The organism is Streptomyces sp. NPDC059256 (assembly GCF_042753785.1).
Classification (GTDB): domain Bacteria; phylum Actinomycetota; class Actinomycetes; order Streptomycetales; family Streptomycetaceae; genus Streptomyces.
In genome coordinates this window covers 142,325-153,685 of record NZ_JBHYZO010000007.1, presented here as the reverse complement: position 1 = coordinate 153,685, position 11,361 = coordinate 142,325, and the positions used below count along the sequence as shown (strand labels likewise).

Sequence of the window (11,361 nt, the reverse complement as noted above, 5' to 3'; positions counted from 1 at the left end):
TCCGTGCGCACAACGCTGAACCAGGACCAGGACCAGTACCAGAACCAGAACCGGGAGCAGGAGCAGGAGCAGCACCAGAGCCGTCCCGCACCAGACCGCCCCGTACCGGATCGGGCAGTGCCTTCGAACCGGCCCGAGCCGCTCGCCCAGCCCCTGGACCAGACCCTCTTCCGGCATGTCATCGGCCACTTCATGAGCGGTGTCGCCGTCATCACCACCCATGAGGGCGGCATCGACCACGGGATGACCGCGAGCGCGGTGTCCTCCCTCTCCCTCGATCCGCCGATGCTGTTGATCTGCGCCCACACCAAGGCACCCACCCATGCCGCCGTCAAACGCGCGGGAGTGTTCGCCGTCAACGTCCTCGGTGAGGACCAGGAACACCTTGCCGCCCAGTTCGCCGGACCGCGCGCCGACAAGTTCGCAGGGGTCGACTGCGACCGGGGTGTCGGGAACGTCCCCGTGCTCTCGGCCGCTCTCGCCGCCCTGGAGTGCGAGGTGATCGAGGACGTCGTCGGCGGCACCCATCGGGTGTTCCTGGCCCGGGTCGTCGGGGCCCGGGCCAGGGACGGCGCACCCCTCGGCTACTTCCGCGGCAAGTTCGGCCGCTTCGAACTGGCGCAGGACTCGACCGCGTACGAACAGTTGCGTGAACTCGTCGTCAACCGCACCCTGCCGCTCGACGGCACGCTCGACGTCGACGATCTCGCGGCCCGTCTGCGGACCCCGCCGTCCGCGGTCTACTACGCCATGACCCGTCTCATCGGTGAGGGGCTCGTGGGACGCGACCCCGAACGCGGCTATGTCCTCGTGCCCCTGGACACCCGGGCTTCGGACGAGGCGTTCGACGGACGGCTGGCCATTGAGCTGGGGGTGGCCGCCTCTCTTCCCGGGCCCTTGAGTCCGGCCGTGGCCGCCCGTTGGCGTGAGATCGCCGCGACCGCCGAACGGCACGTGGCGGACGGCCGGATCACCGATCTCGACGGCTATCTCACGGCGATCGAGGAGTTCCATGACTTTCTGATCGGGCTCGCCGGCAACCCCACCCTGCACCAGATCTACCGCAGGCTCAGCACCCCCGGCTTCATGGCCGCCGCCCTGAGCGGCAGCAGCACCCCCAGCGCCCATGCCATCGACGAGCACCACGAGATCATCAACGCCTTCGCCGCCGGTGACTCGACCGAGATCGCCCGGCTGCTGACGCTGCACAACCAACACACCAAGCAGGCCCAGCACCAGGGCATCCACAACGCCGGCGGCAGGGTCTGACACCACATCCGAACCGAACCCGAACCCGAACCGAACCTGAACCCGAACCGAACCTGAACCCGAACCGAACCCGAAACCGAACCCGAACCGACCCGGTGCCCGCGGCCTGTCACGGCTGCGGGCACCGGGTCGTTCCCATCTGGGCTCAGTAGTCGATCGGAAGCCCGGTGTAGTTCTCGGCGAGTTCGGCTGCGGCATGCCCGGAGACTGCCAGCCGGTCCAGCCGGGAGAGTTGCAGACGGGTCTCGAACGGGGAGTGCGCCGGATCGTGGTGCAGGGTCGTGGTCATCTCGTACGAGAACTGCTCGGCCCGCCAGACGCGGCGCAGACACGTGTCGGAGTACGCATCGAGGAACTCGGTCGACTCGGAGCCGTGAGCCTGGACGAGGGCGCGGGCGAGGACGGTCACGTCGGACACCGCCAGATTGAGCCCCTTGGCGCCCGTCGGCGGCACGATGTGCGCGGCGTCACCCGCCAGGAACACCCGTCCGTAACGCATCGGCTCGGTCACCGAACTGCGCATCGGCAGTACGGCCTTGCCGGAGACCGCGCCGCGTGTCAGCTTCACTCCGGCGTCGCCGCTGAGGGCGAGCCGGGCGTCGAGTTCGTCCCAGATCCGCTCGTCGGGCCAGTCCGCGGGGTCGGTGCCGTTGTCGACCTGGAGGTAGAGCCGGCTCACCGTGGGCGTGCGCATGCTGGCGAGTGCGAAGCCGCGCGGGGAGTGGGCGTAGATCAGCTCGTCGTAGACCGGTGCCGCCTCGGCGAGGATGCCCAGCCAGGAGTACGGGTAGGTCCGCTCGTACGTCGTACGGATCGAGGTGGGGATCGCCTGGCGTGCCACGCCGTGGAAGCCGTCGCAGCCGATGACGTAGTCGCAGCTCAGGGTCTGTTCGCGACCCTCATGGAGATAGCGGATGAGCGGTCGGTCGGTGTCCGCGCCCTCCACGGCGAGAGCCCGCGCCCCGAACAGGAGCGGTCCGGCGTCCTTCGAACGGAGGGCGATCAGATCCTTCACGACCTCGGTCTGCGCGTACACCATGACCGTTCGCCCGCCCGTGAGGGAAGGGAAGTCGACTCGGTGGGAGCGCCCGTCGAACCGCAACTCGATGCCGTCGTGGACGAGGCCCTCGCGGTCCATCCGATCGCCGACGCCAGCGGACCGCAGCACGTCGACCGTGCCCTGTTCGAGGATTCCGGCGCGCTGACGGTTCTCCACGTGGGCACGGTCCCGGGATTCGAGCGTCACCGTGTCGATGCCCGCGTTGTGCAGCAGCCGGGCGAGCAGTAGCCCGGCCGGGCCGCCGCCGATGATGCCGACGGTGGTGCGCATCAGACTTCCTCTTCCCTGGGCATGTTGTGTTCGCGTAGGACCTCGTCCGCCACGGCGAAGGCGGAGTTGGCGGCGGGGACACCGCAGTAGACCGCGGACTGGAGCAGCACCGCGCCGATCTCATCGGGGGTCAGCCCGTTGCGCAGCGCCGCTCGCACGTGCATCGCGAGCTCTTCCCGATGGCCGCCAGCGACGAGTGCGGTGAGGGTGATGCAACTGCGGGTCCGTCGGTCCAGGGTCTCGTCCGACCAGATCTCTCCCCAGGCGTAGCGGGTGATGAAGTCCTGGAAGGGGGCGGTGAACGCGGTGGTGCCGGCGACGGCCCGGTCCACGTGTGCGTTGCCGAGCACCTCCCTGCGGACCGTTGTCGCGTTCTGTCGGGCCGCCTCCTGGTGGCCGAGGTGGTTGAGCAGTACGTCGAGGACGGCCCGTGGCTGCTCGACATTGGCGAGATGGCCCGCTCGGGGGAGTTCCACGAGGTGGGCGTCGGGGATCGCGTCGGCGAGTTCACGTGCGTGCGACGGCGGGGTGGGGCCGTCGTCACGGCCCACGACGATCACGGTGGGTGCGACGATCCGGGTCAGTTCCGACCGGAGGTCGACCGTGGCGAGGACCTCGCAGCAGGCTGCGTACCCCTGGGGGTCGACGGCCCGGTGGTCGGCGGTCAGCGCGTCGACCGCGGGATCGGCCGAGGCGGCGAAGGCGGGGGTGAACCAGCGCTCCCGTGCCGCCTCGGCGAGTTGTGCCACCCCGCGGTCCCGCACCCGTTCGGCCCGCTCCAGCCAGGGGTCCGGTTTGCCGAAGCGGGCCGAGGTGGACAGCAGGGCGAGTGAGGTGATCCGGTCGGGGTGGTGGGCCGCCAGCCAGGTTCCCACCGCTCCGCCGAGCGAGACGCCCGCGTAGGCGAAGGAGTCATGGCCCAGCGAGTCGGCGAGGGAGAGAACGGCCTCTCCCAGGTCGGCGAGGGTGGCGGGCAAGGGGCGGGCGGGCGAACCACCGTGGCCGGGCAGGTCCCACCGGATCACCCGGTGGTGTCGGGCCAGCGCCGGGGCCTGTCGGTCCCAGAGGGCGAGCGAGGTGCCGAGGGAGGTACCGAGATAGAGCGGCGGAGCGTCCGGCGGCCCCTCGGCGTGATGGTGGAGTGTCATGTGCGGTCCTGACGGGGGCGGCGCTCAAGGGCGCGGTCGGTGAGGGCAGCGGCGGAGCCGAGATATCCCAACGGGTCGTCGATGTCGGGCGGCAGGGCGGCCACGGCGCGATCCTCGGGGGAGCGCGGGGGGTGGGGTTGTTGCCGTGTGGACCGGGGCACATCGGGCCGGGGGCCGGAACCGGGTTCGGACGGTTCGTCGATCGAGAGCTCCGGTCCTGGCGCACGGCCGCGGGCCTCGCGGCGCAGTGCGTCCAGCAGGTTCAGGTGCTCATCGGCGGCCCGGCGCGACGCCCGGTCGAGGAGTTCCCTGGCCCCGGCCCTGCCCAGTTCGGTGGCGAGGTGAGTGCTCAGCCGTTCGCTGAGCACCCGGCCGCCGGTCAGGTCCAGGTTGGCGCGCATGCGGGCGGGATGGACCAGCAGGCCCGCACAGAGTTCCTTGGTGTGGTGGGCGGCCCCGCCCACCAGCCGTAGGGCCTCGCGCAGTGGTCCCCACTCCGCGTGCCAGGCCCCGGCGGGTCGTTCGTCCTCACCGGTCAGCGAGCCGAACAGCACGGCCGACAGGGAAGGGACCTGACGGGCGGCGGACGCGATGAGGGTGGCCCGGATCGGGTTCTGCTTGTGGGGCATGGCGGAGGATGAGCCGCGTGTGCCCTCGGTGACCTCCGCGATCTCGGTACGGGAGAGCACCAGCACATCGGCCGCGATCTTGCCGAGCGCCCCGGCCGTGAACGCGAGGGCCCCCGCCAGGTCGGCCACCGGAGTACGCAGGGTGTGCCAGGGTAGGGCGGGGGCTGCGAGACCGAGTTCTGCGGCGTACGCGGCGACCAGTTCGAGTCCCACATCGTCGCCGGCCACTGCTTCTCCGGGTTGTTTCACCGTGTCCCGTTCGGACGGCCGAACCTTCCCAACATGGCAGGCGGCCAGCGTGCCGGCGGCCCCACCGAGTTGGGCGGGCAGTGAACCCTGTACGTGCATGAGTCGGTCGTGGGCGTCCAGGACGAGCGAGCGCCAGCCCGCCGCCTTGAGCCCGAAGGTGGTGGGCACGGCGTGCTGGGTGAGCGTGCGCCCCGGCATCGCCGTGGTCCGGTGGGCGCTCGCGAGCCGGGCGAGTTCTTCGCCGGTCCGCACCAGATCGGCGGCGATCGACCCCAGTGTTCGGTGGGCGATCAGGACCAGGGCCGTGTCCAGGATGTCCTGGCTGGTGGCGCCCCGATGGATGTGCTCGGCGTGTTCGGGCGCGGACTCCGCTACCGCGCGGACGAGATCGGTGACGAGCGGGATGACGGGGTTGCCGCCCGCGCGGGCGCGCAGCGCGAGGGAACGGGCGTCGAACCGGTCGGCGCGGGCCGCAGCGGTCACCGCCGGGCCCGCGGCTGCGGGAATCCGTCCGGTGGTGCACCAGGCGCGGGTCAACGCGGCCTCGGAGTCGAGGAGGGCTTGCAACACCGCCCGGTCGCCCGTTTCGCGCTCCGCAGTGCTGCCGGCCCGCACCGGGGCCAACAGCCCGGTGTCCAGGTCCGCTTCGTCGGGGTCAGTCGTGGTGGAAGTCAAGGAAGACCGTCTCCTTCTCCCCTTGGAGATGGATGTCGAAGCGGTGGGTTCCCTGCCGCTCCTCCCGGGCCACCAGGGTCGCCGCCCGCTCGGGGGCCAGCGCGGACAGCAACCGGTCCGATGCGGTCGGGTCGAGGTAGGCCCGGGTGTGGAGGTGGTGGGCCAGCCCCCGCGCGAACACGACTATCGCCAGATAGGGCGCGGCGGCGGGAGGGGCGAGCGTACGGATGACCCAGTGGCCGTCCGCGTCGGTCGCGACCCGCCCGAAGCCGGTGAAGCCCACCCCGTCACGACCGGGTGAGCCGCCCGTCACGGGGTCACGGCGCAGGGAGCCGGGACGGGCCTTCGGCACCCGCTGCCAGGTCTCCACCAGGGCGTCGGGCACCGGATCGCCCTGCCCGTCGCGTACGTACCCATGGACGGTGAGGGTGTCGGGGTGTCCGGCGGGTGCCGCATCCCCGCCGCCGGGGGTCGACAGTGCGTATCCGAAGAAGGGGCCTACGGTCTGCGAAGGGGTCGGACGGGGCATCAGTGCTCCTCGGGGTCCGGGAGGGTCCTGGCGGGGCCGTCGAGCACGATGTCCCAGTGGTAGCCGAGGGACCATTCGGGCACGGACAGGTCGGGGCGGTACTCGGCGACGAGCCGGGCACGGGCGGCCGGGTCGGTGACCGACTGGAGGATCGGGTCGTACGCGAACAGCGGGTCGCCGGGGAAGTACATCTGGGTCACCAACCGCTGGGTGAACCGGGTGCCGAAGAGTGAGAAGTGGATGTGCGCGGGGCGCCACGCGTTGATGTGGTTGCGCCAGGGGTAGGCACCGGGTCTGACCGTGGTGAAGGAGTACCGTCCCGCGTCGTCGGTGAGGCAGCGGCCCGCGCCGGTGAAGTGGGGGTCGAGGGGGGCCGGATGGCGGTCGAGCCCGTGTGCGTACCGGCCGGAGGCGTTCGCCTGCCACACCTCGACGAGTTGCCCGCGTACCGGTCTCCCCGAACGGTCGAGCACCCGACCGCTGACCGTGATCCGCTCGCCCAGTGGTTCACCGATGTGCTGTCGGGTCAGATCCGCGTCGAGTGCGGTGACATCGGTGACCCCGAAGACCGGCCCGGACAGTTCGGCGGCCTCCGGGTCGCCGCCCGCCGCCACCAGGGGGCGGAGCGGATGGCGCAACAGACTGCTGCGGTAGGGCGCGAAGTCCCGGTCCGGATGGTTCGGCGTCTCGCCGCCACCGGCCAGGGAGGTCCGGCCCGCCGCCTTGTGCACGGCCGCGATCTCCGCGCTGATCTGCTCCTGGTCCGGGGACGCGCCCCGGCTGTCGACGGTCGTCATGGATTCACCTCTCCAGTACCAGGGCGATGCCCTGTCCGACACCGATGCACAGGGTGGCGACGCCCGTCCCGGAGCCGGCGGCGGCGAGTTGATGGGCGACGGCACCGGTGATCCGTGCCCCGGAGGCTCCCAGCGGATGACCGAGCGCGATGGCGCCGCCGCGCGGATTGACCACGGCCGGATCCAGCCCGGGCCACTGCCCGATGCAGGCCAGCGCCTGCGCCGCGAACGCCTCGTTCACCTCCATGATCTGCACTCCGTCCACCGCGCGGCCGGCCTTGCGCAGCGCGCGTCGGACCGCCTCGACGGGTCCCGCGCCGAAGAGTTGGGGTTCGATGCCCGTGACCGCGCTGGCCCGGATCCGGGCCAGCGGTTCCCGCCCGCAGGCGCGCAGTCCCTCCTCGTCGGTCAGGAGCAGGGCCGCAGCGCCGTCGTTCAGCGGGGACGAGTTTCCTGCGGTGACGGTGCCGCCTTCGCGGAACACTGGCTTCAGCCGGGCGAGGGCCGCGGCGGAGGTCTCGTCGCGGATGCACTCGTCCCGGTCCAGGTCCACCCCGTCGACCGGGACGACCTCCCCGGCGTAGCGCCCTGCGGCCCAGGCAGCGGCTGCCTTGCGGTGGCTGTCGAGCGCGAAGGCGTCCTGGGCCTCGCGCCCGACCCCGTACCGCTCGGCGACGAGTTCGGCCCCCTCACCCAGCGGAACGGTCCACTCCGTGGGCATCCGGGGGTTGACCATCCGCCAGCCGAGGGTCGTGGAGTACATCTCCTGATGGCCGGCGGGGAAGCCGCGGGCGGGTTTGGGCACGACCCAGGGGGCGCGGCTCATGGACTCCACACCTCCCGCGACGGCCACCGAAGCGTCCCCGACGGCGATTGCGCGAGCCGCCTGGACCACGGCCTCCAGGCCGGATCCACAGAGCCGGTTGACGGTGGTCCCGGGCACGCTCACGGGCAGCCCGGCGAGGAGGACGGCCATCCGGGCGACATCCCGGTTCTCCTCGCCCGCGCCGTTGGCGTTGCCGAGGAAGACATCGTCGATACGGGCCGGATCGAGTCCGGGCGTACGGGCGAGGAGGGAGCGGAGCACACCGGCGGCGAGATCGTCCGGCCGTACGCCGCTGAGTGCGCCGCCGTACTTGCCGATCGGTGTGCGGACGGCGTCGACGACATAGACGTCGTGGAGACGGTCGGTCATCTGAGGGGCTCCTTGCTGGGGCGGCGGTGGGCGTCGGTGGGCGTCGGGACGGGTGTGCGTTCAGTGGACGGGTGCGGCGGTGCGCTCCCGGACCTCCGCGGGCGTGACCCCGGGAGCCGTCTCGACCAGGAGGAGTCCGCCTTCGGTGATGTCGAGAACGGCGAGGTCGGTGATGACACGATGGACGCAGGCCCGGCCGGTGAGCGGGAGGGTGCACTGCTGAACGATCTTGGGAGAGCCGTCCCGGGCCGTGTGCTCGGTCAGCGCGATCACCCGTCGGACACCGTGCACGAGGTCCATGGCACCGCCCATTCCCTTGATCATCTTTCCTGGGACCGACCAGTTGGCGAGGTCGCCAGCCGCGGAGACCTGCATCGCACCCAGGACGGCGGTGTCGATGTGACCTCCGCGGATCATGCCGAAAGAGAGCGCGGAGTCGAAGAACGCCGCCCCGGCCGCAACCGTGACGGTCTCCTTGCCCGCGTTGATCAGGTCCGCATCGATCTCGTGCTCGCTCGGATAGGGGCCGACCCCGAGGATTCCGTTCTCCGAGTGGAGCACCACGTCCACGCCGTCGGGGAGGAAGCCGGGGATGAGCGTCGGCAGTCCGATGCCGAGATTGACGTGGGAGCCATCGGTCAACTCGGCCGCGGCGCGCGCCGCCATCTGTTCGCGTGTCCAGGGCATCAGGCTCGCACCGTCCGGTTCTCGATCTGCTTGTCCCTCGCCTGCTCGGGCGTGAGCGCGACGACCCGTTGGACGAACACCCCGGGCAGGTGGACGGCGTCCGGATCCAGGGCGCCCGGCTCCACCAACTCCTCCACCTCGGCGATGGTGATCCGTCCTGCCATGGCGGCGAGCGGATTGAAGTTGCGGGCGGCCTTCCGGAAGACCAGATTGCCCAGCCGGTCCCCCCGGGCCGCGCGTACGAGCGCGAAGTCCGTGGTGATGGCGTGTTCGAGGACGTGGTCGAGGCCCGCGAAGGACCGGATCTCCTTGGCCGGGCTCAGTACCGGTTCCACGCCGTGGCGACGGGCGAGACCACCCTCCGCGACCTCGGTGCCCACGCCGGCCGGGGTGAAGAAGGCGGGTATGCCGCAGCCGCCGGCCCGCAGTCGTTCCGCGAGCGTGCCCTGGGGGACGAGTTCCACTTCCAGCTCGCCTGCGAGGTACTGCCGGGCGAACTCCTTGTTCCCACCGATGTACGAGCCGGTGACCCGGGCGATCCGGCCCGCGGCGAGCAGGGTGCCCAGACCTGCCCCGTCCACCCCGCAGTTGTTGGACACCACATGGAACCCCCCTGCCCCGCGGGCGTGCAGTGCGGCGATCAGGGTGCTCGGCACACCGCTCAACCCGAAACCGCCCACGGCCAGTGAGGCACCGTCCCCGATGTCTCCGACCGCCTCGGCGGCGCTTACCCGGACCTTGTCCATGGCGGAATCCTTGTCAGGTCGACTCGGCCTCGCAGATGCGAGTGTTCGTCTGATGAACTACAGTTCATTTTGTTGCGACGAGTGTGCGTTCGTCGACCACGTAATGTCAACGGCCGTACGGGACCCAGCCCGGCCGTCGCCCCTCGGCCGCACCCGTACATCGCACCGGCACCCGAGCACCGACGTCAGGACGACACGAAGGGCCGATGGCCACCTTGAACCGGACCCAACAGGAGCCGGCGGCACCCGCCGAAGCGGTCGGACCGCTCGTCCGCGGACTGTCCGTACTGCGCACCATCACCGACGCCGACGGCCGCAGCACCCTCAGCGCACTCGTGCGCGCCACCGGACTGGCCCGCTCCACCGTCGATCGCATCACCACCACCCTCGTCCGCATGGGCTACCTCCGGTTGGACGGACACACCGCCGTCCTCGCGCCCCCACTGATGGAACTGGGCAACGCCTACCTCGACGCGATCGCACTGCCCGGTCCGCTCGGCACCCTCGCCGAAGAACTCGCCCGAGAACTGGACGAGTCGGTCTCCCTGGCCGTACCGGACGGCGACGGCATCCGGTTCGTCCACCAGACGACCCGCCGTCGTGCCATGTCCCTCACCTTTCGCATCGGAGACCTGCTCCCCGCCGAACGCACCGCCCAGGGAGCGGTGTTCGCCGCGCACTGGGACCGAACGACCTGGGCGCACTGGCACGCGCGCTGGAACGCCGACCCCGACGGCCGGGACTTCTACCCCGTCCCACCGGACACCGCGGGCACTGCGGCGGCCACCTTCGAAGGGCGGGCAACCGTCGCGGCACGGCAGGGCTGGGCGGTCGACGACCAACTGATCGAACCTGGCCTCATCGCCCTCGCCCTGCCCGTGCGGGGCCCGGCCGATGACGTCCTGTGCGCGGTCAGCGTCGTGAGCCACACCAGCCGACACAGCGCTGAATCACTGCGCGACCTCGTGCTCCCCCGCGCACGCGAAGCGGTCGCCGCAATGGAGGGGCGACTGCGCACGGCCGGTCCTGCCGGACCCGAAACCGCACGCGGTCTCGCCGACTGGACCGCAGCATCGAAACAGGAGTCGGGCGCGGAGTTCATCGAGTCCCTGGCCCGGGGGCTGACCGTCATCACCGCCTTCGGTGCCGGCCGAGCCGAGCTGACCCTCTCCGAAGTCGCCGCCGCCACGGGCCTTGCGCGTGCCACCGCGAGGCGTGCCCTCATCACGCTGGTGCACCTCGGGTACGCCGAGGCCCGGGAGCGGGCCTTCACCCTCACCCCCCGGGTGCTCGGACTGGGCTACGCCCCGCTGTCCCGCACCACGCTCGCCGAGATCGCCACACCCCATCTGGCCGCCCTCGTGGGCCGGGTGCACGACTCGGCGTCCCTGGCCGTGCTCGACGGCGAAGTGATCGAGTACACGGCCCGCGTCGCCACCGGTCGTGTCATGAGCGTCGACATCCGCATCGGCACCAGGCTGCCGGCCTATGCCACATCCATGGGCCGCGTGCTGCTGGCAGGGCTCCCCGTGTCGGAACGCGCGGTCCGGCTGACCGCCGCAGGGGTGCGCCCGCTGACACCACGGACCGTCACCGAACCGTCGGACCTGGCGGCGATCGTCGAACAGGTCGCACAGGACGGTCACGCGCTCGTCGACGAGGAACTGGAGGAGGGCCTCCGCTCGCTCTCCGTCCCCGTGCGGGACATAGACGGACGCGTTGTCGCAGCGGTGAACGTCGCGATGCACAGCAGCCGGCGCACGGTGGCCGAGTGCCTGGCGGACGTCCTTCCGGCACTGCGCACCGCGGCGTCCAGGATCGAGACGGACCTTCACATCACCGGGCGGTTCACAAGGATCCCGGCAGCCTGAGGTCTCCGGTCCACATCTCAGGTCCACGTCTCATGGTCTGCCCCCTCATGGCCCGGGGCCACCACCGGACGGCCCCTCAGTGGGGGTGACGGATGGGGGTGGTTGCGGTTCGGCGGGGCCGGTGGGCCGGGTGGCGCAGGGTCGCGGCCCGGCCGGGTGACCGCGGCGCCCGGCGCATGGCCCAGGCGGGTTCGCCTCGGAATCATCGGCCGGGAGTTCTGGTTGCCGAGGGACGG

The 11,361-nt window shown here is 71.3% G+C and carries 10 protein-coding genes; 2 read left to right on the top strand and 8 right to left on the bottom strand.

Going from position 1 to position 11,361, the window contains the following annotated elements; translation table 11 throughout:
• The first annotated feature begins 3 nt into the window (after positions 1–3).
• Entirely contained in the window at positions 4–1,269 is a 1,266-nt protein-coding gene (locus tag ACFXJL_RS18195; RefSeq protein ID WP_384693542.1) for a flavin reductase, read from the top strand.
• Positions 1,270–1,414: 145 nt separating this feature from the next.
• Here ACFXJL_RS18195 and ACFXJL_RS18190 read toward each other — a convergent pair whose 3' ends face one another.
• Genes ACFXJL_RS18190 through ACFXJL_RS18155 form a run of 8 tightly spaced genes read right to left on the bottom strand, consistent with a single transcriptional unit; the run spans position 1,415 to position 9,254 of the window.
• A complete protein-coding gene (locus tag ACFXJL_RS18190) occupies positions 1,415–2,599 on the bottom strand; it encodes a 4-hydroxybenzoate 3-monooxygenase (protein ID WP_358878789.1) in 1,185 nt (394 codons plus the stop codon).
• Positions 2,599–3,747 carry a 3-oxoadipate enol-lactonase gene (pcaD, locus tag ACFXJL_RS18185; protein ID WP_384638920.1) on the bottom strand — a complete coding sequence of 383 codons (1,149 nt, stop codon included), beginning with the start codon at positions 3,745–3,747 and terminating at the stop codon, positions 2,599–2,601. Before pcaD ends, ACFXJL_RS18190 begins: the two co-directional genes overlap by 1 nt.
• Positions 3,744–5,300, bottom strand: a complete 1,557-nt coding sequence (pcaB, locus tag ACFXJL_RS18180) for a 3-carboxy-cis,cis-muconate cycloisomerase (RefSeq protein WP_384693538.1) — start codon at positions 5,298–5,300, stop codon at positions 3,744–3,746. Before pcaB ends, pcaD begins: the two co-directional genes overlap by 4 nt.
• Positions 5,281–5,829 carry a protocatechuate 3,4-dioxygenase subunit alpha gene (gene pcaG / locus ACFXJL_RS18175; RefSeq protein ID WP_384638926.1) on the bottom strand — a complete coding sequence of 183 codons (549 nt, stop codon included), beginning with the start codon at positions 5,827–5,829 and terminating at the stop codon, positions 5,281–5,283. Before pcaG ends, pcaB begins: the two co-directional genes overlap by 20 nt.
• Entirely contained in the window at positions 5,829–6,626 is a 798-nt protein-coding gene (gene pcaH, locus ACFXJL_RS18170; RefSeq protein WP_384693535.1) for a protocatechuate 3,4-dioxygenase subunit beta, read from the bottom strand. Before pcaH ends, pcaG begins: the two co-directional genes overlap by 1 nt.
• A 4-nt stretch (positions 6,627–6,630) precedes the next feature.
• Entirely contained in the window at positions 6,631–7,821 is a 1,191-nt protein-coding gene (locus ACFXJL_RS18165) for a thiolase family protein (RefSeq protein ID WP_384693533.1), read from the bottom strand.
• Positions 7,822–7,881: 60 nt separating this feature from the next.
• Positions 7,882–8,508, bottom strand: a complete 627-nt coding sequence (locus ACFXJL_RS18160) for a 3-oxoacid CoA-transferase subunit B (protein ID WP_358878795.1) — start codon at positions 8,506–8,508, stop codon at positions 7,882–7,884.
• Positions 8,508–9,254: a CoA transferase subunit A gene (locus ACFXJL_RS18155; protein WP_358878796.1), complete on the bottom strand. Its 747-nt coding sequence runs from the start codon at positions 9,252–9,254 to the stop codon at positions 8,508–8,510. Before ACFXJL_RS18155 ends, ACFXJL_RS18160 begins: the two co-directional genes overlap by 1 nt.
• Positions 9,255–9,460: 206 nt before the next feature.
• Between ACFXJL_RS18155 and ACFXJL_RS18150 the strand changes: the two genes are divergently transcribed.
• Positions 9,461–11,125, top strand: coding sequence for an IclR family transcriptional regulator C-terminal domain-containing protein (locus ACFXJL_RS18150; protein ID WP_384693530.1), 1,665 nt, complete (start codon positions 9,461–9,463; stop codon positions 11,123–11,125).
• Positions 11,126–11,361: the final 236 nt, after the last annotated feature.